This is a genomic window from Photobacterium halotolerans DSM 18316 (assembly GCF_000425165.1).
Lineage (GTDB): Bacteria > Pseudomonadota > Gammaproteobacteria > Enterobacterales > Vibrionaceae > Photobacterium > Photobacterium halotolerans.
Genome location: NZ_AULG01000014.1, coordinates 44,861 through 69,068, shown reverse-complemented (window position 1 = coordinate 69,068; position 24,208 = coordinate 44,861). Strand labels below are relative to the sequence as shown.

The following is a 24,208-nucleotide window of genomic DNA, read 5'->3' as shown; positions in this document are numbered from 1 at the left end:
GAGCAGCCCATGCCTCAAATGTCTGTCGGTTTAGCCATGATATTGCTGATTGTTGGCAACTTAATTGCTGTGTGCTCCGATGCCATGATTAAATCATTGGGTGATGAAACGGCTATTTTTCAGTTTGTTTTTTTCCGCCAGTTAACCGCCGTCGCTATTCTTGCCCCCTTCTGTATCGGCACCAAAAAAGCCGATTTTTTTGCCGGGTTTAAGTGGCATGCGCTGCGCGGACACATTTGGTTGCTGGGCATGGTCTTTATGATCATCTCCATTACCAGCCTGCCACTGGCAACAGCGAATGCCATCTTCTATGCCGCCCCGCTGATCATGCTGCCTATGGCCATGATGCTGTTTCAGGAAAAGCTGACCAAATATTCTGTCGGCGTGGCGGTGATTGGTTTCATTGGTGTGCTGGTGATTATCCGCCCGACTGAAATCAACTGGGCTGCCATTGCGGCTCTGATTGTCGCGTTTACGCTGGCCTGGAACAACCTGCTGGTACGTAAGCTGCCAAAACACCAGACTGTGGCACAAACCCTGATGCTGACCAACCTGGCAGGTATGCCGGCAGCACTGGGCCTGGCGCTTTGGGAAGGACAGCCCTGGGACTGGTCGCCGCTGCTGACAGCGGCCGGTTCAAGCACTTTCATTATGATTTATGCCGGCGCCTGCGTACTGGCTTACCGCTCGGCGGAATCAAACAAGATAGCGAGCGCCGAATACAGCGGGCTGATTGGCGCTGTGATCATCGGCATGCTGTGGTTTGACGAAGTACCTGACTTGCCAATGATTCTTGGCACCATGATGATCATCGCGCCCCTGATCTGGCTGGCACAAAAAGAAAAGCGTGCCAAAAAAGCCGCGGGGCTCAAACCCCTGGAAGCAGCAGTCGCTACAGATACTGCAGACGAAACCAAAGCCTGACAATTAACTATCCGTTGTGCGACAGAGTGGGAGCGCCTGCCCGCCCTGTCGCTTTTTTTTTATTTGGCCTTCTTATTCGCCTCTGAACGCCCGCTCCAGGGCGGCAATCTCCAGCCTGGTCATGGTCAGAAAGCATTGTGTTAACCGCGCCAGCTTAACGGGATCATCACTTCGCATCATCGTATCCATAGATTTCGGCACAATCTGCCATGACAAACCAAATTTATCTTTCAGCCAGCCGCACTGCCCTTCCTCACCGCCATCCTGAGATAAAGCCGTCCAGTAACGATCGATTTCGGCCTGATCCTCACAATGAATAACAAAAGAGATCGATTCATTAAAAGTGAAAAATGGCCCGGCACTGATCGCGGTGAATGGCTGTCCGAACAATTCAAAGTTCACCACATCAACACTGCCTGAAGGGGTGTCTTCAATCTTGGTGACATTGACAATTTTTGAGTTGTCAAAAACTTGCGTATAAAAGTCGGCGGCTTCAACCGCTTCTTGATCAAACCACAAGTGAGGGGAGATTTTCGCCTGCTGAAACGATGCCATAGAACCTCCGGGAAACTGGACAGGAACACAAAGAAAAACGGCATACTGTATCGACCAAGTGTAGATGAAGACGCGGCGTTTTGAGCTGACTATTACTGAGTTAACATCGGCCTGTCATCAGGTACTGCGCCCAGTCTGCGCGACCGTTGGCTGTGGCTGCCTGCACAGCCGCCTGCACATCGTAATCAACGCGGTGAAAGGCGACATCCCAATCCCCCTTGTCCTGTAAAGTCAGCACCGCATACGACGCTTGCGGAGTGTGATTTTGCATCGCATGAGCCAACGGCAGTTCATCAGCATAAGCCTGAAGGCCCACACTGCCTGGGTTAATCACTGTCTGTCCCGTCGACAGCCGGACACAACGGGGAATATGGGTATGACCACAGAGAATAATGGGTGAACGGATGTTTTTAAGATGCGCGGCTATCTCAGCATCTGCTTTGACCAGCGGATGGCCCGAGCTGACCTCTTCCAGCAGATACACCAGATCATCGTCCGGCGTGCCATGGCAGGCGTAAATCTCATCGGATATCCGGGCATCAAAAGGCAGTTGCTGCATCCAGTCCAGCGGGGCCTGTCCTAAATCATTGAGGATAAACTGCAGCGTGGGATTGGCAGCCACTTCTGCTGCACTCGACTGGTAAATTTGCCGATCCTGATTACCTGAAATGGTCAGCATCTCTTGCTGCTGCAAATAATCAAAGGTAGCACGAGGGGCTATCGGGCCGTATAAAATGTCACCCAGATTCACCAGCCGGGTCACCCCCTTGCTGAGCGCATCCTCAACTACAGCCTCCAGCGCAAAGACATTACTGTGAATGTCCGATAACACGGCATATTTTTCCAACTCACACTCCTTGTGATGATTCTGTGCTTACCGTTGACCTTCTCCAATTATCTTTTCCCTGTCAACAATGTCCTACTGCACCCCACTTTGAACCGTGTAAAAAACATAGCCAAACAAGGCAGCGAATATCACGACAGTCAGAATCAGTTTTAGCCAGAGCCCTTTCATCTGTTCTCCTTGTCAGATTGCACAGTGATCAAAACTCACCCTCGGCCCCAGCAGCGTTCAGACCCGCATGCGTCATTGATCAATTGATCATGGCTCATGCGGGTCGTTAACATTGCTGGAGTACTGTTTATTAAGCCGTCTCAGCTAACAGCGTATCGATAACCTGCTTCAAGGTGTCTGTATCCTGCGCACCGGAAAGCAGGTACTTTTCATTAAAGACAAAAGCAGGAACGGCGGTGATCCCCTGCCCGGTCCAGGTTTGCTCTTCAGCTCTCACGGCTTCAGCAAAATTGCCCTGTTTCAGCACCAGCTCGGCTTCTTTGCGATCCAGGCCGGCAGTCTCAGCGGCATCCAGCAGCACAGGCAAAGCACCCGGATCATCCTGCTCGGTGAAATAAGCGTCAAAAAGCGCCAGCTTCAGCTCTGTCTGACGGCCGTAACTCGCGGCCCAATGCAGCAGCTGATGGGCTTTGAAGGTATTGTAGATACGGGAGAGTGGGGTGAAATGGAACCGAATACCGGACTCTTCACCTAAAGCGATGATCCTGGCTCGGTTCTGTTCACTTTGCTCGGCTGTGATCTGATATTTCTCGGCCAGATGCTCACTCAGCAGCTGGCCGTCTTCCTGCATCGCCGGATTCAGTTCGAAAGGATGCCAGCGCACAGTAAACTGTACCTGATCTTTATAGGCCGCCATAGCCTGCTCCAGTCGTTTGTAACCAATGTAGCACCAGGGACAGACGACATCAGATACGATATCAATGGTTAAGTGGGTATGCGTTGACATGCATTTCGTCTCTTAGTTCAGGTGGGCTGATAGTGGTTAGCGTGGCGTAAAAAATCAACCCATAATCCCTAAAAATGAGATCTTAAAATTAAGGCTCAGCTAACACGGAGGTATCCCAATGGACATAAATCGACTTGTCGCTCATCTCAAAAATCATGCCTTTTGCGCCTAATCCGCTTCTTCTGTAAACAGGCTGATTGCGGTCATCGCGGTATTGACCCGGCTCTCCCCGTGCCGGATGAAAATCGTAATAGACGCCATCTGCTCTGTCTATGGTGATATAGCCATGATGCTGAGACAGCACGCACAAGTAACGGCCTGAGGGTTTATCTGCACCTTTGGGGTAGATATCGCAGCGGGCATCAACGATGTCGGCCTGAACAGGCAGGACAGAACCTGCCCAGAACAAAGCAAGGAGAAAAAGAGTCGCACACCATTTCCACAATAAACTGACCATACTTGCCTCCGCGACGAACCCAATTCCACGAAGTCAGTGTCGGTATGAGTGTAGCACGCTGATTCAGACACTCAGGTCGCTGATAAGCGCCGACATCGTCTGAATTCGATGATTTGCCTGTTTATCGCGTTTTTGAATCAAGGCAGGTAAGAAGAAGCCGCTAAGATGGCGCCGTTTGCTACGCCATATGTTATTCCCTACAATTCTCATCAGATAACGAACCCTAAGGTCATCCCTGATGAAAATTGATTTAAACACGCTGATCACTGAAAGCCGCAACCCTGCCAGCCAGGTGATAGACACCCTGTCGACCGTCGACATGCTGAAGGTCATCAATGACGAAGATAAGCAAGTGGCGCTGGCTGTTGAGCAGACATTGCCGCAAGTGGCTCAGACTGTCGATGCTATTGCCACTGCTTTCCAGCAAGGTGGCCGCTTAATTTATTCAGGCGCAGGGACATCAGGCCGCTTAGGCATTCTGGATGCCAGTGAATGCCCGCCCACTTATGGCAGCGACCCGTCTCAGGTTATCGGTTTGATTGCCGGTGGCCGCGAAGCGATTTTCCGCGCCGTAGAAAATGCAGAAGACAACAGCGAACTGGGTGCAGCAGATCTGAAAGCCCTGAATTTTTCAGACAAAGATGTGTTAGTCGGCATTGCTGCCAGTGGTCGTACGCCTTATGTTATCGGTGCCATGACATACGCCAAATCAATCGGTGCGACCGTCGGAAGCATCAGCTGCAATCCGGACAGTGCCATGACTCAATTGGCCGATATTGCCATGACGCCCATCGTCGGACCCGAAGTGGTGACCGGCTCTTCCCGCATGAAAGCCGGTACTGCGCAGAAAATGATCCTCAATATGCTGACAACAGGCGCCATGATACGAACCGGCAAAGTGTACGGGAACCTGATGGTGGACGTTGAAGCAACCAATGCCAAGCTGGTCGAGCGCCAGAAAAACATTGTCACCGCTGCGACCGGCGCAACACGCGAACAGGCCGAATCTGCGCTGGCAGCCTGTGGCGGCCACTGCAAAACAGCCATTGTGATGATTCTGACCAGTTCAACGGCTGAAGATGCGCGTGCGCTGCTGAACAACTCGCAGGGATTTACCCGGCAAGCTGTCCAACAGGCAGGTCAGTAAACGCACGCTACTTACCCCGCCTTACTGGGCGGCAACCCAAAATAGCGTTTAAACTCCCGGCTGAACTGCGCGGCACTTTCATACCCTACTTTGCTTGCTGCCACGCTGGCTGACACGCCATCCTGCACCATGAGCTGCTTGGCGTTATTGAGCCGGATTTTTTTTATGTATTGCAACGGCGGGTCGGTGACAACTTGCTTAAATGCACGGTGAAAGGCAGAAATGCTCATGCCTGCCATGTCAGCCAGATCATCCACCGCCAGCTTATCCGCATAGTGCAGCTGCACATGCTCTATCACACCTGATACGCGGGCCAACGCGCTGTCTTGCTTCACATACTGGGCAAGCAGGGATCGCTGATCACTTTGCAGCAGGCGGTAAAAAAACTCTCTGAGTATCTGCGGCCCCAGTAATTTTGCATCAATAGGGGTATGCAGAACCGATAATAATCGCTGCATACAATCATTAATCTCAGGTGTGACAGGCGAGGCGGCCACGCCTTTGTGCTGCTGCTGAGAGGCGAAATAATCGGCCCCCAGATCCGCTTCCATATCATCGACCAGCTGGCGAATCACGCTGTGGTCGAACCCGATATCAATACCGATCAGCGGCGCCTGCTCCGACGCAAAGGTTTCACAGGCAATGGGGTATGGTGCTGACACAATCAGGCAATGTTCTGTGTCGTACTCAAATCGATAGTCATTCAGATGGCCAATTTTATTGCCCTGAAAAATAACGACCACGCCTTGTTGGTACATCTGCGGGGTAACATGATGATACTGGGTAATTTTAAACAGGCTGACACCTTTTAGTGCCGTATTTACCTTACCTTGACCGCTCGCCAAACCCAGTTGACAGCATAAGGAAATGGCCAGTTCCAGGGTAGTATTCATAGTCGAAACTCAGTTGTTCCAGATGGCTTAGTGTTGATGAATAACCGTTCAAATAAAAGTGTAAAGCAGAATCAGGCAAGAATTAAGCAGAATCGTGTATTACCGCAAGGCATGTTGTCACCTACACTTTGCAGCACACTACATCTTACAGGCAAACCTGGAGAGCAATGATGAACCCATTCAGCTATCACAACCCTACCCGCATCCATTTTGGTGAAGGCCAGATTGCTGCCATCACCAGCGAAATTCCTAAAACCAGCAAGGTACTGGTACTGTACGGCGGTGGCTCTATCAAAGCCAACGGTGTCTACGATCAGGTTGCTAAGGCGCTGAGTGAGCACCAATGGACTGAATTCTCTGGCATCGAACCTAACCCGCAATACGACACGCTGATGAAAGCGGTCGACACAATCAAAGCAGAAGGCGTTGACTACCTGCTGGCAGTGGGTGGCGGCTCAGTGGTGGACGGCACCAAGTTTGTCGCGGCAGCAGCCTGCTATGAAGGCCAGGACCCGTGGGATATGTGGGCCAAAGGGCTCAAAGTGGATAATGCGCTGCCTATTGGCTGCATTCTGACACTGCCGGCAACGGGTTCTGAAAGTAATAAAGCTTCTGTGGTCTCTCGCGGTAACGATAAGATTGGCTTCATGTCATCTAAAATCCAGCCTGCTTTCGCCGTCTTGGATCCGGCAACCACTCTGAGTCTGTCTCCTCGCCAGATCAGTAACGGTGTGGTTGACGCATACGTCCATGTGATGGAGCAATATCTGACTTTTCCGGTGAATGCCAAAGTGCAGGATCGGTTTGCTGAAGGTTTGCTGTTAACCCTGATTGAAGAAGGCCCGAAAGCGCTGACTAATCCTAAAGATCTGGCGGTTCGTGCCAATATTATGTGGTCAGCCACACAGGCACTGAACGGACTCATTGGTGTCGGTGTCCCGCAAGACTGGGCCACGCACATGATTGGTCACGAGCTGACCGGCAACTACGGCATTGATCATGCCCGCACGCTGAGTATCGTGCTTCCGGCCGTCATGAAAGAACGCCGCCAAGAGAAAGAAGGCAAGCTTCTTCAGTATGCAGAACGTATTTTCGGTATCACTGAAGGCAACGCCGACGAGCGTATCTATGCCGCCATTGCCAAAACCGAAGCTTTCTTCAAAGCCATGCAAGTACCCACTCGCTTAAAAGATGTCGAACTGGATGAAAGCGATATTCGCGTGCTGCTCAGCGGCCTGGAAAAGCACGGTATGACCGCATTGGGCGAACACGGCAAGATTGGTATTGCCGACAGTGAAGCCATCCTTCGCACTGCGCTTTAATTTCTTTGAGCCAACACAGACACACCTAAAACCGCCAGCTCTGGCGGTTTTTTATTGCCTGCCACAAACGCTATTTACCGAACCGAATAAATAATTCTCAGTAATGGTATTGATCTCTGTGCATAAGCAGCTATTATGACGATAAGTCAACTTTGACTAATCGTCATTTTTTACAGAGATTTACCCTTTTCGTATTCGTGTTAAACTGATTAAGGGATGCGTGCTTCTTGTAAAGCAAAAACTTACAGAAGCATCTGCATCTCACAGGAGGAGTTGCAATGTATTCACGCAACTGACAACTTAAAAGTCGGAAGTTATGTTCGGGTTGAACTGTAATAAAGAGAGAGGTGCCCTCTTCTCCGGAGAGCGTGCGCCCAAAACCAAAAAACAGCAAGCGATTGCAGAACGCGATCACGAGCTGATCATGCTTGCCAAAGATCTGGTTAACAAAGAAGGCTTTGCGAACCTGACCATGGACAGGCTGGCGTCAATCAGTCCTTACTCTAAAGGAACGGTGTATAACCATTTCTGCAGTAAAGAAGACGTCATAGTGGCGTTATGCAGCCACGCTATAAAGGTTGAAATGACTCTGTTCAACCGGGTGTTAGATATGGAAGGCAGCAGCCGGGATATTCTGATGGGTGTCCACGTTGCATACCATATCTTTGCCCGACTCGAACCCATACTGTCGACCTGTCTGCTGACAGCGAAAACCCCCTGGGTTATCGACAAAGCATCCAGTACACGCGTGGAAATATTGAATCAACTTGAAGAGCAAATGATTGATAATGCCGATGCAATCGTCAATCGCGCTCTTGAGGAAGGCAGTCTGGCTATGTCGGCGGCCGTCAGTACCGATGCGGTGGTTTTTGCAAACTGGTCACTGGCAGTGGGATCAAATGCGTTGGTTACGAATGCAACCAATAGCCGCTGTATTCATCGCCTGCAGGATCCGTTCACTATTCTCAACAACATCAACATGTTATTGGACGGGATGAACTGGAAACCACTGTCCAGCGAAAGGGATTACAAAAGGCTGTGGAAACACATTGAACAGACCTTTTTTGCCGAAGAGATCGAACTTCTGGCGCAACTGGGTCGTTAGTTCCTGTAATAACCCGCTTTCAGGCGGGTTATTTTCACACCATGTTTGACGATTTGTCACAATTTAATTTTCTCTGCAGCGAACAGTGGAGCGTGTTACCGCTCATAAATCGCTGAATAATGAAAATTCGCTATCAATAAGTAGCTTACTCATGCCCGGCCAGCCTACATGCTGGCTTTAAAGCACCAAGTATTGACGAAACGTCACTCATGGAGATTGTGATGAAAGACAGTATCTACGCTTTACCGATCAAACGTGCTTATCTCGTCCTGGCGACAATGACAGCACTGCTGATCGCCGCGACTATCGGCGCCAAAAACCTTTATTTCCGCGGCGATTACAACATCTTCTTTGACGAAAATAACCCCCAGCTGCAAGCCTTCAACACGATCCAAAACACATTCAGTAAAACAGACAACATCAGCTTTGTTGTTGCGCCCAAAAACGGCAATGTCTTTACGCCGGACACCTTGTCGCTTATCCGGGATCTGACCAATGACAGCTGGCAGATTCCCTTTTCCAGCCGCGTCGACTCGCTGGCAAACTATCAGCACACAGAGGCCATTGAAGATGATCTGCTGGTGGAAGATTTGCTGTTAGATGAGTACCCGCTTGATGCGGCGCGTATCGCGAAAGTGAAGTCGGTCGCCTTACAAGAACCTTTGCTGCGTGATTCACTTATTTCATCCAACGGTGATGTTGCTGTGGTGAACGTCACTTTACAAATGCCCAAAGTTGACGAAACGACAGAAATTACCACGGTTACCGATTATTCCCAGACCTTGCTGGCGAAGTACCGGGCCGACTTTCCTGACGTTGATTTCTATCAGGCCGGCATTGTCGCGATGAACCGGACTTTCATGGACATGGCGATGAAAGACAGCAGCACACTCGTGCCGACCATGCTGCTGATTGTGCTGGTTTTCCTGGTGCTAATGCTGCGCACTGTGACCGGTGTGCTCGCCACGCTTATTGTGATTATCGGTTCAGTGGCAGCCACTATGGGCCTGTCCGGCTGGGCGGGCATGTTCCTCAGCACAGCCACAGTCAATGTACCCACCCTGGTTCTCACACTCGCCGTTGCTGACTGCGTACATGTTATTGCCACTATGCGCCAGGGCATGCAGCGGGGCATGCTCAAAAACGAAGCCATTGGCTACAGCATCAAACTCAATGCTATGCCGGTACTGATTACCTCGGTAACAACAGCGCTTGGCTTTTTGATGATGAATGCCTCTGATTCCCCGATTCTGCGTGATTTGGGCAATTTGGCCGCTCTGGGAATAATGATCGCCTGTTTTCTGTCAGTTACTCTGCTGCCCGCGCTACTGGCTGTGCTGCCTTTGCGTGCCCCGGCCGTCAAACCGGCCGGCCAGCACAGCTGGACCGATCAATTAGGCAATCTTGTGGTGAATCACCGCAAAATTATCCTGCCTTTGTCGGTGATCGTTCTGGCCGGCACTACCCTGCTTCTGCCCCGTAATGTGGTCAACGACGAGCCAGTCAAATACTTCGCCACAGACAGCCAGTTCCGCCAGGCTGCCGATTTCATGGCTGAAAATATCAGCGGTATGACCACCATCAGCATCGCGATTGACTCAGGCCAGCCTCAGGGGATCGCTGATCCTGGCTTCCTGAACATTCTGAATCAGTTTACAAACTGGTTGCGCGAACAACCGGAAACCGACCATGTCGCCAGCCTGAGTGATGTTTACAAACGCCTGAACAAAAACATGCATGGTGATGATGACAGCTGGTATCGCCTGCCGAACGACAGAGAACTGGCGGCACAATATCTGCTGCTGTATGAGATGTCTTTGCCCTACGGCCTGGATCTGAATAACCAGCTCAATGTAGATAAATCATCCGTCAAACTGACGCTAACCACCAAGAATGTCGGCAGTAAAGAACTGGTGGCTATGGAAACCCGTATTAATGACTGGTTTGATGCCAATGCGCCGGGTTACGCCATTATGGCGTCCAGCCCGAACCTGATGTTCGCCCATATTGGCGAAACCAACATGGCCAGCATGTTATCGACACTGCCGGTGACGCTGGTGCTGATCTCCGCACTGATGATTTTCGCTCTGCGTTCACTGCGACTGGGTGTGATCAGTCTTATTCCCAACATCGCCCCGGCGATTCTTGGCTTCGGACTCTGGTCACTCTGGTCCGGTGAAATCAATCTGGGGCTGTCAGTGGTGGTCACTCTTACGCTCGGTATCGTGGTCGATGACGCCGTGCATTTCCTCAGCAAGTATCAAATCGCACGCAAAGAAGGCCGAAATGCCGAAGAAGCGGTTCGTTATGCCTTCAGCACTGTTGGTCGCGCGTTATGGATCACAACCGTCGTTCTGGTTGCCGGCTTCTCGGTACTGGCCAGCTCCAGTTTCCGTCTGAACAGCGATATGGGCCAGCTCAGCGCCCTGATCATTTTCATTGCCCTGGTGGTGGACTTCTTGCTGCTGCCCTGCATGTTGATGCTCTTTGACCGTAAGCCGGTGGAGCAGGCTGACCTTAAGACAGCCATGCCGGATAGCAAAAAACCGATTAACCCAAAACCATTGGCCCAATAACCATTTAGCCAAAGATTAAGGAGAAAGCTCATGACAGATAAAACAGCCCGAATCACACAATGGCTGGCGTCTATAGGCATGATTACCGCACTGGGTATGGCTATCATGCCGGCAGTGTGCCATGCGGGTAACGAACAAGGGTTAGCGATTGCCAAGGAGCGAAAACTGCGTGATACCGGCTGGGGCGACAGCGTGGCAGTAATGACCATGCTGCTATCCAACGCACAAGGAGAAAGCAGCACCCGGAAAATGCGTATCAAGACACTGGAAGTGGCTGATGATGGCGATAAAGGCCTGACTGTTTTCGACCAGCCCCGTGATGTACAAGGCACAGCCTTTCTGAATTTCGCCCACACCACCAAGCCTGACGATCAATGGCTTTACCTGCCGGCGCTAAAGCGGGTAAAGCGTATTGCTTCGCGCAATAAATCGGGCCCTTTCATGGGCAGCGAATTCGCCTACGAAGATTTAAGTTCATTTGAACTGGAAAAATACGACTTTACCTATCTGGGTGATGACACCGTTCAAGGTGAAGCCGTCTTCAAGATCCGGCAAGTACCGGCAGATGAATACTCAGGTTATACCAAGCAGTTGGTATGGCTGGACAAAGAGCATTACCGCCCTTTGAAGGTGGAATTCTATGACCGGAAAGACAGCCTGCTGAAGACGCTGACTTTTAACGACTATCAGCAGTATCTGAGCAAATACTGGCGCGCACATACGATGACAATGAAGAACAGCCAGACCGGCAAGACAACGGTACTGACCACCCATGAACTGACGTTTAACAATGGCCTGGATGAGAGCGATTTCAATAAGTCCAGCCTCAAACGCGTCAAATAATCTCAGGCAGGAGCAAGCATGGTATACCGATTTTCTGCATTGCCCCTGTTTCTGGCTGCCTCGGTAGAGGCAGCTGGTATCAGCGGCCAGATAAACCTTGAACAACGTCAGTTTCTGCACCCTGGTCTTGAGGGCCAGGACAAAAGCCAGACCTCTGTGGTGATAGAACCCGAATGGTACACAGAGTGGCAGGACGGTGACGCCAGGCTGACCATTCAGCCATTCTACCGCTGGGACAGCATGGACGATGAACGTACCCATTTCGATCTTCGCGAATTCATGTATCTGCAGCTGATCGATGACTATGAGCTCAGGATGGGCGTCGGGAAAGTTTTCTGGGGCGTCACAGAATCCATCCATTTGGTGGATGTGATTAACCAGACCGATAACGTCGAATCTGTCGACGGCGAGCAAAAACTCGGGCAGCCTATGATCAATGTTGCAGCCGTCAAAGACTGGGGCACAGTGAATGCATTCATCCTCCCCTACTTTCGTGAACGTACTTTCGCCGGTAAAGACGGACGGCTGCGGCCGCCCCTGCCGGTGAATGACGATGCATTGTATGAATCTTCAGCTGAGCAGGAACATATCGACTGGTCATTGCGCTACAGCCACTATTTTGGCGACTGGGATATCGGTGCCAGCTTTTTTCAGGGCACCAACAGAGATCCCTACTTTCTGCCGGGACGTACCAGCCTGACGCCATACTACGCCCAGATGGACCAGACCAGCGTGGATGTTCAGGGCATTTTTGGCAGCTGGTTATTAAAACTTGAAGCGCTTTACCGTGACAGTCTGGAAAATCACTCCGCCGTGGTCACAGGGTTTGAATACACGCTGGTCGGTGTTTTCGATACCTATTGGGATCTTGGCCTGATTGCCGAGTACCAGTACGACTCCCGCTCACTGAGCCTGAATCAGAATGATCTGTTTCTGGGTACACGGTTTGCGCTCAATGACATAGACGGTACAGAAATTTTATTCGGGATTAATCAGGATCTGGACAGCCGCCAGGAATCTACCGGCAAAATTGAAGCCTCCGCGCGGATAAACAACAACTGGAAATGGCGGGCTAACGCCTGGTGGTTCACCGCCAGTCAGCCTGACAGCCCACTGTATTTTGTCCGTAAAGACGACTTCGTCGAACTGGCGCTGGAATATTACTTCTGAGCCAATTTGTCATTTCACTCAAAACCTGCCGGAACTGTGACAGTCTGAGTTCCGGCCTTTATAAGATGCCTGTCATTCTTTCCCGGCTGAAAATCCCCTGCCTGTGCACCCCAACGTCTTATTTATCACCTGCCTGAATAAAAAATAACAAGTGAACTGTGAGTAAAAAATAGTCTATATATTCAACGCCCTAATCATTCAGAAAAATCAGCCCTTAGTAAGGAATAATATTAATTGAAGTAGGATCACAAGAATTGAAAATAGCAGAGGCAGTCAAACTTCATTTCAAGGCGAAAATTGATCATTTTTCCTTCTTTATTTCAACCTTAACGATATTTTCCATAATAAATGAACTTGTTGATAGCAGATAAGTTATTGAAGTTACAATTCTATAAAATAATAATCGCACTATTTAGCTTTTACTAATTTTTCAACCAGCCGAAAAATATCTCTTTTAAACATATTTCTCTGTTCTATCATTCAGCTAGAGGGCATATATCAACAAGGACTGTGACATGTTCGGGTTATCTAAAAAAAATAACGTAACTCAAGACGCGTACAACACACTTCAACAACAACTCCAGGAAGCCACCACTACCTTAGCGGCAATCAGTGATGCTTTTGCATCGATTGAATTTACACCATCAGAAGAAATCATCAGCGCCAATCAATACTTCCTTACTGCCATGGGATACAGCCTGAATGAGATTCAGGGTAAACATCACCGGATGTTTTGTACCGATGAAACCAAACAAAGTCAGGAATACCAACAATTCTGGCATCAGCTAAGTCAGGGTAAGCAGATTAAGGGGCTGTTCCAGCGCATTACTAAAAGCGGGAAAGACATTTGGCTGGAAGCCAGTTATTGTCCGGTTTTTGACGATGAAGGGACCGTGTATAAAGTCATTAAAATGGCTTCTGACACCTCAGCCAGAGTCGCTGACCACCATGAACTGGCAAGCCAGACACAGGCGGTTTCCCGTTCTATGGCGGTTATCGAGTTTGATCTCAATGGCAATATCTTGCACGCCAATGAAAACTTTTTAGCAACGGTCGGCTACACATTGGATGAAATCAAAGGAAAACATCATCGCCTGTTCGTCAGCCCCAGCTACGCGCAAACCAGTGAATACCAGAATTTCTGGTACCAGCTCAATCAGGGGCAATTCATGGGCGGTAAGTTTGAACGGGTCAACAAAGCGGGCCAGCCTCTGTGGCTGGAAGCCACCTACAACCCTATCTTTGATACTAATGGCAAGCTGTATAAAGTCATAAAATTTGCCACAGACATTACACAGGCCGTTATTCTCGGCCAGGAAAACAGTCAGTTGGCTTATGACTTATCAGTTAAAACCCGGCAGTTATCCGCCGAGGGAAGCAATTCGGGTAACCAGGCTATCGAACAGATGACGCAAATGGTTGAGGCGTTAAATTCAACCTCTGATGTGATATCCCAGCTTGAAGAGCAGTCAAAAACCATCACTAACATGGTAGACACCATTTCCGCCATTGCCGATCAAACCAATCTGCTGGCGCTTAATGCGGCCATTGAAGCGGCCAGAGCGGGCGATCAGGGACGTGGCTTTGCCGTAGTTGCCGATGAAGTCCGTCAGTTAGCATCGCGCACCAATGAGTCGACTGTGAAAATTGATAATGTGGTGAAACAGAACAGTCAGTTTACAACCCAGGCCGTCACGTCCATGTCTGAAATTATTGCCCGCGCTGAAAGCAGCATGGAAAAAGTGAAAGAAGCCGGCACATCCATTCAAGACATCGAAAATAGTATTAACGATGTCGTCATGGCGGTGCAAAAAATGTCAGAAGTCAGTTAACTTCTGCCCCCGCTGATAACCTGTCTCTTGAGCATCTTTCTGTGTTCAAGAGACATTCTCTCTGAAAGAAAAAGCCGATCCTGTCAGCGCAGCGTATCAGTGAGCCAGGCGTTTCGGAAAATCAAAATACAGCAACTGGCAATTTTCCGGCCCGAACGCCTGCCATGTTTCCGCCTCGACAGCAAAAACCACCAGGCCACAGGTCGGGACATTGTCTGTCTTTAATCCAAGACGAACCACCAGCTCATTGATGGCAGGATTATGGCAGACCACCATCAGCCGTTCGACCTCATCGGGTACCGACTGAATAATGCTGACCACTTCATGGGCAGAATCGGTATACAAGCCCACTGTGGTTGCCAGCTCAGTAGGATGCGGATGCAGCGCCTGTTCAAAAAATTGCGCGGTCTGAAATGCCCGCTCAGCGGTACTGCATAGAATGCGCTGTGGCAGCGCCTGCCAGGCGGCGAATCGGGTTGCCATCTCAGCCGCGTTTTTCAGGCCCCGCTCATTCAGCGGGCGATCATGATCGTCCAATTCCGGATCATCCCAGGATGACTTGGCGTGACGAACAATATAAAGCAGTTTCATAGCCGCAAACTCCCCGTTAGTCTTTTGCACCCATCTTGTTTGTACTAATCCTAGCGCAAACAAAGCGGCTTAACACAGGCTTGGCGAAAGCGCTTTATCGTGCTGATTTAACCGCTCTGGCCAGCTGATTTGCGGCTTTTACCGGATCAGTCTGCTTACTGTGAAAAAAATCAGTCACTACATCAAAAATTGCCGCCTGCACATAGCTGGTACTGGCCAGCCCCTGAGAAATACTCGGCACCAGAGTATTATTCTGCTGATTTAATTGAAAAGCGGCCGCTGAGGCCAGCGAACAGCTGTCAAAACCTGTCATGTCCACATCGGTACGCACGGGAATGGAGCCTTTCGCAAGATTGAATTTTCGCTGGAAGTCAGGCGTCAGAATGGTATGCGCCATCGTTTCCTGCGCCTGAATACTCAGGTCATCGCTATGCTTGAAAAAAGCAAAACTGTCGATGTTATAGGTAAAGAGCCCCTGGGTACCCGGTGCAGGCACACACAGGATCTCTTTACCCGGCGTTTTCCCCAACGCAGAAAATTCGCCCTTCGCCCAGTCACCCATAAACTGCATCGCAGCTTTGCCTTCCACCAGCATGGCACTGGCGTCGCTCCATTCCATGGCCTTGGTTTTCACATCAATATATTGGCGCATATGCTCAAACTGACGGAAAACATCCACCATCTGCTCACCGGCCAACATGTCTGAATCTAAGTCAACAAAGGCACGGCGGTAATCCTGAGGCCCCAGTACCGCCAGCGCCACGGACTCAAACAGAGTCACTTCCTGCCAAGGGTCGCTGCCCAAGGCCACAGGCACAATATTGGCCTGCTTCAATTTCTCTGCCGCAACAAAAAACGACTCAAGCGAATCCGGCACAGTCGCACCGGCTTTCTCCAGCAGGGCCGGGTTAATCCATAACCAGTTAACGCGGTGAATATTCACCGGCACGGCCACATAATGGCCCTGATATTTCATGATCTGGCTGATAACCGGCGGCAATAGCTGATCCCAGCGCTGAGCATCTGCCACCTCATCAAGACTGGTCAGAAAACCCAGCATGCCCCACTCTTGCAAGTCATAGCCTTTCAGCTGTGCCGCCGAAGGAGGATTCCCCGACACCGCACGGCTTTTCAGTACCGTCATGGCACTTTCACCGCCGCCACCGGCAATGGCAAAATTCTTCCAGCCGATACTCTGCTGCTCAAGGCTACCCTGCAGCACTTGCGCGGCTTTCATTTCACCTTTCGCGGTCCACCAGTGCAGCACCTCAACCTCTTGTTGCTCTGGCTGCTGACCAGCATCAGAGGCACTCATGGCCGGCGCCGGCAAGAATGCCGATATCGCGGCAGTGATTAACACTACTGCCAGCGACAGTGAGCGATAACGCCCCGCTGAAAAACTCATGTTCATTTAAATTCTCTTACTTTGCGCCGCACCTGCGGTGAGCAGAGGCGACTATCATCAGTCCATCAGGCGAGGCAGGATCATCGTTACTTCCAGCCCGCCTTGCGCCATGTTGCGGATAGACATTTCGCCGCCGTGGGCATGTAAAATGTTGCGCGTTATCCCCATGCCGAGGCCATGGCCTTCGTCATCCTTCGCCAATCTGACATAGGGTTCATACACACTGTCCATTTTATCCTCTGGAATACCCGGCCCTCTGTCCTGTACCCGGATGACAAGATTCTCTGCTGTGTCTTCGGTCAGTACCCAGACTTCCTGGCCGTATTTTACGCCGTTATCAATAATGTTACTCAAACAGCGTTTAAGGGCCAGCGGCTTACCCATAAGAGGCGCAATGTCTGCAACCGGCAAATGCACTTTAATACTGTACCTGTTATGCCCTTCGGCAATACTGCGCATCACTTCTGCCACGTCCACCTGAGCCAGATTTTCATGCAGATCGGTATCGCGTACTGTCTGCAGCGCCCCTTTGACCATCATTTCCAACTCATCGAGATCTTTATTGAATTTGTCGATTTTGGTGTCATCTTCCAGCAGTTCTGCACGCAACCGAAGACGGGTGATCGGGGTTTTTAGATCATGGGAAATGGCGGAAAACAAATGCTCCCTGTCATCAATATAACGGCGCAGGCGCTGCTGCATCCGGTTAAAAGCCCGGGTCGCAGTGACCAGTTCACTGGCACCTTCTTCTTTGAGCTGCGGCTGATAAATATCCATGCTCAGGGCATTCGCCGCATCCGCTAACTGCTTGAGCGGTTTCGTTTGGCGCCGGATCATTGTATAGGTGAAGAACAGCAGCAAGGCGGTGATGAACAGCAGAAACAGCACTTGTTGCTTAGTGATAATCTCATCTTCCAGCGTGGAGTACGGCGCCGGCAACAATGCGGCGATATACAGCCACTCGTTGTCAGCCAGTTCCAGCTGCACCACCAGAATCGGCGGATTCAGCGGCTCCAGGCTCAGGGTGTAATGCGCCCAGGAACGGGGTAAGTCACTCAGCAGAATGTCATTTTTCAGGACATGCAGGGTTTCGGGACGTGAAAACTCCACCCGGATCACATCCAGGCGCGGCAATTTGTCATGCAGCACTTCCTGTATCGCTTTGACCGCGGTGTTTTTCATACTGGAACCGGGGATAGGATCGATCCGGATTTCTTCTTCGTTGAATGAAACAAAAAAACGGGTGCCGCCCATGTTCCGGATCTGATCCAAAACGATGTGCCGGTACTGTAAAGGCAGGGATTCAAAAAAAGTGACAGTGGAAGCAAACATGGTGGCCATACTGGTGGCCGCCGATTCCAGCCCGGCCAGATCCCGGCGTTTAGACTGCCCGTACCAAATCAGGGTCGCAATCATTTGTGCCAGAAACACAGCCAGCAAGGTAAACCACAAAGTACGGGCCATCAGTGACTTCGGCCACCATTTTTTCCAGTTAATCATCTGCTGAGCTTTCCGGTCAGTTATCCGTTTCATAAGTGACGTCGGCATTAAACAGATAGCCGTTTCCCCGCACTGTTTTGATTAACCGCTGCTGACGTCCTTTGTCACCCAGGCGCTGGCGTAACCGGCTCAGCTGGACATCTACCGCACGCTCAGACGGCGGCGCATCACGCCCGCGTGTCGCAAAGAAAATCGTATCCCGGTCGAGCACTTCATTGGGACGGCTGAGAAACAGCAGAAGCAATGCGTAGTCACTGTTGGTCATTTCATAGGTACGCTGAGTCTGGGTATCCTGCAGAGACTGAGCAGCCGTATCCAGACGCCAGTGATCGAACAAAAAGGCTTTTGGCAACGACGGGTTCACCGGCTGGTTTGACTCAGTTGGCTGCACTCTTCGCAGCAGCGCTTTAATTCGCGCCATTAACTGGCGGGGGCTGAATGGCTTGGCAATATAATCATCGGCGCCGAGCTCCAGCCCGACAATCTGATCCATCTCGTCTGATACGGCAGTCAGCATGATAATAGGCACCGCGGACGTTTTCCGGACATGCTGACACAAAGTGAAGCCATCTTCACCGGGCAGCATAATATCCAGCAATATCAAATCCGGCTCACTGATGGTCAGTTCCCGTTTCATTGCCACACCGTCTTCTGCGGTAACAACCCGGAAGCCCTGCTTACCCAAATATTCGCCCAACAGTTCACGAATCTCCTGATCATCATCGACGACCAGTACGGACTTGTCCGCAACCATTCTGATTTCCTCACTGCAGCCGTTTCCGGCATGGTAAACAGGTACTCATGACAGATAAGGGCCGCATCTTTACACATATACGACTCAAAAATGTAAGATACCAGACTCCGGTCCAAAACGCTTGGGGTTCAATGTAACGCTAAAGTAACAGGCATCCTGATGACCGGCACATCACAGTGCCTTGTTCCAGCTGAAGATATCCCTTTACCCGAAATGATTGAAAATTCATAAACTAACAGGCTACCCATACACATTTTGTGGATAAGATTACATTTTTGTCTGGCCTGCCGTCATACTATAGAAACCGGTATCTTTATGGATATGTTCTGTTTTAATCCGTCGCCCAGGCCACGCAAGGAAGACAGTCACCATGACAGTGAAAAAATATAAAGGCTCAGCCGGTGGCTGGGGAGCGCTCGCAAGCACCACCCGTCACCTGGTGAAAAGTGAAAATATCACCCGCAACATACGTAATCTGCTGAAAACCAATCAGGACCAGGGTTTCGACTGCCCGGGCTGTGCCTGGGGCGAAACCGAAGAGCCGGGGCATTTCCGTTTTTGCGAGAACGGGGCCAAAGCCGTCAACTGGGAGGCAACCCGCCGTCGGGTGACGCCGGATTTCTTTGCCCAGTACCCTGTCGGCTGGTTACGTCAGCAAAGTGATTATTTCCTTGAATATCAGGGCCGCCTCAGCCATCCGGTGCATTATAACTCACAAACGGATCATTATGAGTCCATCAGTTGGGACGCGGCTTTTTCACTGATTGCAGAGCATCTGCAAGCTCTGGACAACCCGAATCAGGCTGAGTTCTACACCTCTGGCCGTGCCAGCAACGAAGCGGCGTTCCTGTATCAGCTTTTTGTCCGGGCTTATGGCACCAACAACTTCCCGGATTGCTCCAACATGTGTCACGAAGCAAGCGGAGTCGCGCTCAAGCAATCAATAGGAATTGGCAAAGGCACAGTGCGTATTGATGATTTCGAAAAAGCCGATGCTATTTTTGTGTTCGGACAAAATCCGGGCACCAACCATCCGCGCATGTTAGATACACTTCGCAAAGCCTCCCGGCGCGGTGCCGCGATAGTCACTTTCAATACACTGAAAGAACGCGGTTTAGAACGCTTTACCAACCCGCAATCGCCGGCAGAAATGCTGACCGGCGGGGCCACGACAATCAGCAGTCATTACTTCACGCCAAAACTGGGTGGGGACATGGCGGTGATACGCGGCATGGTTAAAGCACTGATCGCCATCGATAGCAGCTCCATTGAACAGGGCAAGGGCTCCATTTTTGACCACAGTTTCATTCAGGCCCATACCCAGGGCCTTGAGGCGTATCTGGCGGAAGTGGATGCCACTGACTGGTCTCTTATCACGGAGCAATCTGGCCTGTCGCAACAAGACCTGGAATACGCAGCAAGCCTGTACCGGCATTCTGAGCGTGTGATCATCACCTGGGCGATGGGGATCACTCAGCACAAACACTCAGTGAATACGATTCAGGAAATTGCCAATTTGCAGCTTCTGTTCGGGCAATTAGGTAAGCCCGGTGCCGGTCTTTGTCCGGTGCGCGGCCACAGTAATGTGCAGGGTGACCGTACCATGGGCATCAATGAGAAGCCCGCCCCTGCTTTTAATCAGAGGATAGAAGCAACCTTTGGATTCACCCCACCGGCAGCGCACGGTCACAACACGGTGCAGGCCATCAAGGCCATGCTGGCCGGCGAGAGCAAAGTCTTTATCGGACTGGGTGGCAACTTTGCTTCTGCAACACCGGATACCCGGCTGACTCAGCAGGCGTTGGCGAGCTGCGATCTCACGGTCAACATCGCTACCAAGCTGAACCGCAGCCATCTCATCACAGGGAAAGACAGTTTGATCCTGCCGTGTTTTGGCCGTACCGATGTCGATCTTCAACAATCCGGGCCGCAATCGGTGACAGTTGAAGATTCGTTCAGCATGGTGCATGCCTCTGGCGGTGTGGTTGAAAGCGACACAGGCGAAATGCGCTCAGAGCCTGCCATTATTGCCGGGATCGCCAAAGCAACCCTGGGCAATCATCCGGTCGACTGGGATTATCTGATTGAAGACTATGACAGAATTCGCGATCTTATCGCCAACACTATCCCTGGCTTTACCGACATGAACCAGAAACTGAAACAGCCGGGCGGGTTTTATCTGGGCAACAGCGCAGCAGAGCGTATCTGGCATACCGATTCTCAAAAAGCCACCTTCATCGCGCATCCGCTGCCGACTCACCTGCTGCCGGCTAATCTGCGTGCACTCAGCGACGATCCTGTTTTTGTGTTGCAGACTGTCCGTTCACACGATCAGTACAACACCACAATTTATGGTTTTGAAGACAGATACCGCGGGATCTCCGGTGAGCGAAAAGTCTTGATGATCAATCCGGCTGATATCGACGCTCTCGGCATGGCGCCGGGTGACCGGGTCGATGTGACATCCCTGTCAGCCGATGGCGTAAAACGCACTGTTTATGGTTTTAAATTGGTGAGCTATGACATTCCCGCTGGCAATATTGCCGCCTATTTCCCGGAAACCAATCCATTGGTGGCATTAGACAGTGTCGGTGATCTGAGTGATACCCCAATCTCTAAGGCTATCCCCATTGTCCTCTCACCCAGCCAAATCAGTGAAGAGCGAATAGATTTATCACCCTACTGATGAGATATAGCAGTAGTTACATAGCAATAGTTACATAGCAATGGTTACTTAGCGGAAAAAAAGCACAGGGCCAATCTTAAATATGCCGGGCGCATAACAACGGCCCGGTCTGTTATTGCTCGGATGTGTCAGGGGGAACTAAACACGTCCGTTACTGCAAGTTACAATAAGCCGACTGGCAATGCGCATGCGACTGCAGAGTGCTGTATGTGGTCTTATCCCATTTATAAATGGTTTCGTAATCGGTGCTTTCCAGTGGCGGGATATAGCCCAGGTCATACTGACTGAGATAAAATTCTTTAAACGAATCAATTTTATGCTGTTTATCAATCCAGAACGTCATTGGGGTTAATGCGCTGGTGGGCAAACGAGCCTGAATGCTGTTCACTTCGTCCATGGCATTATCTGGATTCGAACCTGTATAGGGCTGATCTTCACCAAAATAAATCTGACATTTCGCATCAGCCCCCAGGTCATGCGCCGCTTTCATGATCGCTTCACGTACGATGAAATGGTCAATATGGCTGCCATTGGCCAGCAGTACAAAGGCGGCACAGTTATCCTGCTTAAGGATAGGGGTGACATCTGCAGCAATGCGCTCATAAATACCGATTTCATCCTGGCGAAAATCGGCAAATGTACCCGCAGGGCCGCCTCCTGCAGTGGGAGAGCCTTCATATTTGCGTAATGGCGCATCATAAAAACCGGCTGTCTTGTAACGGAAGTTATCCCACTGAGTAAACATCTTCATGTTCGCTTCAAAGTCTTCTTTGTAACGCATGGTAGAAACATCAAATACGCGCTTGTTCGTCAGTTCATTCAGATGGTTGGTTGTATAGTTAGAAAGTGAAAAGTACACCTCGGTGACATTGGTTTTTTGTGCCAGCGTCCCTTCTTTAGACAATTTATTTATCAAACCGCCAAAGGTCAGCAAAATATCATCCGGATGCGGACTGAGAAAATACAGATTGTCCTGATTAACATCCAATGGCGCAGCCTGCGCAACCGGGAGCATGCAGCTTGCTGTCGCCAGTAAACCCGCCACCAATGAACTAGTATTGAAACGCATCTTCTATTCCTTTTCTTCAACAAACAAAAATAAAAAGGGCGGAATAAACCGCCCTGACTTGTATCAGTTTGAAGCAACGAGAACAGCATTAATCTCAGTTTTGATGTTGTCTGACTGGGTGCCGAAGATAGCCTGCAGGTTATCGCCGACCACCAGCACTTCACGTGCCCCCAGTTGTTTGATTTTCGGAATGTCGGCACCATTAATATCGTGCAGGCTGACGCGCAGACGAGTGATACATGCGTCTACATTTTTGATGTTATCCTTCCCGCCGAGCGCCTGAATCAGAGTGTGTGCCAGCTCATTGCCAATGTCCGACAAGTTGCTGACTTTGGACTCTTCGTTCTCCCGTCCAGGGGTCATGAGATTAAGTCTGGCAATCAGTACACGGAAAATGGTGTAGTACATCAGCGCCCACACAGGGCCGACGAGGATGAACAGCCACGCATTTTGCGACAGCGGGTAATAAATCAGGAAGTCGATTGCGCCGTGGGCAAAAGTCACACTGTGATGAACATCCAGGCTGGTAATCAGTGCAAAACCCAGACCGGTCAGAATACAGTGAATGACGTACAACACAGGTGCCGCGAACAGGAACGAGAATTCCATCGGCTCTGTGATACCTGTCAGCCAGGAGGTTAATGCTGCCGATGCCATGATACCGCCAACCAGCGCGCGCTTTTCAGGACGAGCTGAGTGGTAAATCGCCAGACCAACGGCAGGCAGCGCCCACATGGAATACAGGTAACCACCCGCCAGATTGCCCGCGGTAGGATCGCCAGCCAGATAGCGCTGAATCTCCCCCTTAATGACTTTACCCGTCTCTGGGTCCACATACTCACCCACTTCGAAGAAGAAAGGGACATTCCAGATATGGTGCAGTCCGAATGGGATCAGCGAACGCTCCACCAGGCCATAGAGACCAAATGCTGTGGTCGGGCTCTGGTATGCCGCCCAGTGCGAGAAACTGTCAATCGCGTTGCCGATTGGCGGCCAGACATAACTCAGGAAAATACCCAGAAATATGGCTGTGATACCGGTGATAATGGGAACAGAACGTTTGCCGGCAAAAAAACCAAGGTATTCAGGGAGTCTGATATTGTGAAAACGATTAAACAGATATGCCGCCACGGCGCCTATCATGATCCCGCCAAACACCCCGGTGTTCAGGCTTGGGATCCCGATTATGGTTGCCGGTTCGATGCCGTGAAGTTTTGCCATCACGCCCATTGTCGCTGTCATGATGGCGAAACCCACAGTTGCTGCCAGGCCCGCAGCACCGTCATTATCTGACAGGCCCAGTGCCACGCCAATCGCAAAGATCAGTGCCAGATTACTGAACACTGCATCGCCCGACATCGCCATAATGTCTGACACCAGGCCCGGCATCCAGGAGAAGTTAGCTGAACCTATCCCCAGCAGTAAACCGGCAACAGGCAGGACAGCAACAGGCAGCATCAGCGACCTGCCTATCCGTTGTAATAACCCAAACGTGCTACTAATCATTTCTCGATCCTTCTTGATGTTATTGGTAGGGGTACAGACCATAAGATAATGAAAAACAGCATGCTGAAGGT

The 24,208-nt window shown here is 50.6% G+C and carries 20 protein-coding genes; 9 read left to right on the top strand and 11 right to left on the bottom strand.

All coding sequences use genetic code 11. From position 1 onward, the window contains the following. The first annotated feature begins 9 nt into the window (after positions 1–9). Complete coding sequence (locus tag H511_RS22310; protein ID WP_051287734.1) at positions 10–924, top strand: DMT family transporter; 915 nt, start codon at positions 10–12, stop codon at positions 922–924. Positions 925–996: 72 nt separating this feature from the next. Here H511_RS22310 and H511_RS0102520 read toward each other — a convergent pair whose 3' ends face one another. The 4 genes from H511_RS0102520 to H511_RS0102500 form a co-directional block, all read right to left on the bottom strand. Beyond that, a complete protein-coding gene (locus H511_RS0102520) occupies positions 997–1,479 on the bottom strand; it encodes a VOC family protein (protein WP_027250894.1) in 483 nt (160 codons plus the stop codon). Positions 1,480–1,579: 100 nt separating this feature from the next. Beyond that, on the bottom strand, positions 1,580–2,326 hold the full coding sequence (locus H511_RS0102515) for a metallophosphoesterase family protein (RefSeq protein WP_027250893.1): 747 nt from the start codon (positions 2,324–2,326) through the stop codon (positions 1,580–1,582). A 298-nt stretch (positions 2,327–2,624) separates the two neighbouring features. Further along, complete coding sequence (locus H511_RS0102505) at positions 2,625–3,281, bottom strand: DsbA family oxidoreductase (RefSeq protein ID WP_027250892.1); 657 nt, start codon at positions 3,279–3,281, stop codon at positions 2,625–2,627. Positions 3,282–3,369: 88 nt separating this feature from the next. Next, the gene (locus H511_RS0102500; protein WP_237582813.1) at positions 3,370–3,738 is read right to left on the bottom strand and encodes a hypothetical protein; all 369 of its coding nucleotides are present in this window, start codon (positions 3,736–3,738) and stop codon (positions 3,370–3,372) included. A 238-nt stretch (positions 3,739–3,976) separates the two neighbouring features. Here H511_RS0102500 and murQ point away from each other — a divergent pair, with 238 nt between their 5' ends. Continuing rightward, positions 3,977–4,885: an N-acetylmuramic acid 6-phosphate etherase gene (murQ, locus tag H511_RS0102495; RefSeq protein WP_027250890.1), complete on the top strand. Its 909-nt coding sequence runs from the start codon at positions 3,977–3,979 to the stop codon at positions 4,883–4,885. An 11-nt stretch (positions 4,886–4,896) separates the two neighbouring features. On the opposite strand, the gene H511_RS0102490 is transcribed toward murQ, so the two are convergent. Next, positions 4,897–5,778 (bottom strand): AraC family transcriptional regulator, encoded by an 882-nt coding sequence (locus H511_RS0102490; protein ID WP_027250889.1) that lies wholly within the window; start codon positions 5,776–5,778, stop codon positions 4,897–4,899. Between the two features lie 170 nt (positions 5,779–5,948). Between H511_RS0102490 and H511_RS0102485 the strand changes: the two genes are divergently transcribed. The 6 genes from H511_RS0102485 to H511_RS0102460 all read left to right on the top strand — a co-directional run bounded on the left by H511_RS0102485 (position 5,949) and on the right by H511_RS0102460 (position 14,626). After that, positions 5,949–7,100: an iron-containing alcohol dehydrogenase gene (locus H511_RS0102485; RefSeq protein ID WP_211225177.1), complete on the top strand. Its 1,152-nt coding sequence runs from the start codon at positions 5,949–5,951 to the stop codon at positions 7,098–7,100. Positions 7,101–7,416: 316 nt separating this feature from the next. Continuing rightward, complete coding sequence (locus H511_RS0102480) at positions 7,417–8,205, top strand: TetR/AcrR family transcriptional regulator (RefSeq protein ID WP_027250887.1); 789 nt, start codon at positions 7,417–7,419, stop codon at positions 8,203–8,205. A 221-nt stretch (positions 8,206–8,426) separates the two neighbouring features. Continuing rightward, complete coding sequence (locus H511_RS22305) at positions 8,427–10,781, top strand: efflux RND transporter permease subunit (RefSeq protein WP_248616561.1); 2,355 nt, start codon at positions 8,427–8,429, stop codon at positions 10,779–10,781. A 78-nt stretch (positions 10,782–10,859) separates the two neighbouring features. Beyond that, entirely contained in the window at positions 10,860–11,624 is a 765-nt protein-coding gene (locus tag H511_RS0102470; RefSeq protein ID WP_051287775.1) for an outer membrane lipoprotein-sorting protein, read from the top strand. An 18-nt stretch (positions 11,625–11,642) separates the two neighbouring features. Beyond that, positions 11,643–12,794 (top strand): hypothetical protein, encoded by a 1,152-nt coding sequence (locus H511_RS22300; protein ID WP_051287732.1) that lies wholly within the window; start codon positions 11,643–11,645, stop codon positions 12,792–12,794. Between the two features lie 515 nt (positions 12,795–13,309). Next, the gene (locus H511_RS0102460) at positions 13,310–14,626 is read left to right on the top strand and encodes a methyl-accepting chemotaxis protein (protein ID WP_027250885.1); all 1,317 of its coding nucleotides are present in this window, start codon (positions 13,310–13,312) and stop codon (positions 14,624–14,626) included. Positions 14,627–14,722: 96 nt separating this feature from the next. Here the strand turns inward: H511_RS0102460 and H511_RS0102455 are convergent, their stop codons facing one another. The 4 genes from H511_RS0102455 to H511_RS0102440 all read right to left on the bottom strand — a co-directional run bounded on the left by H511_RS0102455 (position 14,723) and on the right by H511_RS0102440 (position 18,876). After that, on the bottom strand, positions 14,723–15,217 hold the full coding sequence (locus H511_RS0102455) for a SixA phosphatase family protein (protein WP_027250884.1): 495 nt from the start codon (positions 15,215–15,217) through the stop codon (positions 14,723–14,725). Positions 15,218–15,311: 94 nt separating this feature from the next. Further along, positions 15,312–16,532, bottom strand: a complete 1,221-nt coding sequence (locus H511_RS0102450; protein WP_155804786.1) for an ABC transporter substrate-binding protein — start codon at positions 16,530–16,532, stop codon at positions 15,312–15,314. A gap of 147 nt (positions 16,533–16,679) precedes the next feature. Next, positions 16,680–18,119 carry an ATP-binding protein gene (locus H511_RS0102445; RefSeq protein ID WP_027250882.1) on the bottom strand — a complete coding sequence of 480 codons (1,440 nt, stop codon included), beginning with the start codon at positions 18,117–18,119 and terminating at the stop codon, positions 16,680–16,682. Between the two features lie 19 nt (positions 18,120–18,138). Beyond that, a complete protein-coding gene (locus H511_RS0102440; RefSeq protein WP_027250881.1) occupies positions 18,139–18,876 on the bottom strand; it encodes a response regulator in 738 nt (245 codons plus the stop codon). Between the two features lie 370 nt (positions 18,877–19,246). On the opposite strand from H511_RS0102440, the gene H511_RS0102435 reads away from it, so the two are divergent. Beyond that, the gene (locus tag H511_RS0102435; RefSeq protein ID WP_027250880.1) at positions 19,247–21,562 is read left to right on the top strand and encodes an FdhF/YdeP family oxidoreductase; all 2,316 of its coding nucleotides are present in this window, start codon (positions 19,247–19,249) and stop codon (positions 21,560–21,562) included. Positions 21,563–21,713: 151 nt separating this feature from the next. Here H511_RS0102435 and H511_RS0102430 read toward each other — a convergent pair whose 3' ends face one another. Next, complete coding sequence (locus tag H511_RS0102430) at positions 21,714–22,631, bottom strand: PIG-L family deacetylase (protein WP_027250879.1); 918 nt, start codon at positions 22,629–22,631, stop codon at positions 21,714–21,716. A gap of 63 nt (positions 22,632–22,694) precedes the next feature. Next, positions 22,695–24,137, bottom strand: coding sequence for a glucose-specific PTS transporter subunit IIBC (gene ptsG / locus H511_RS0102425; RefSeq protein WP_027250878.1), 1,443 nt, complete (start codon positions 24,135–24,137; stop codon positions 22,695–22,697). Positions 24,138–24,208 lie beyond the last annotated feature (71 nt).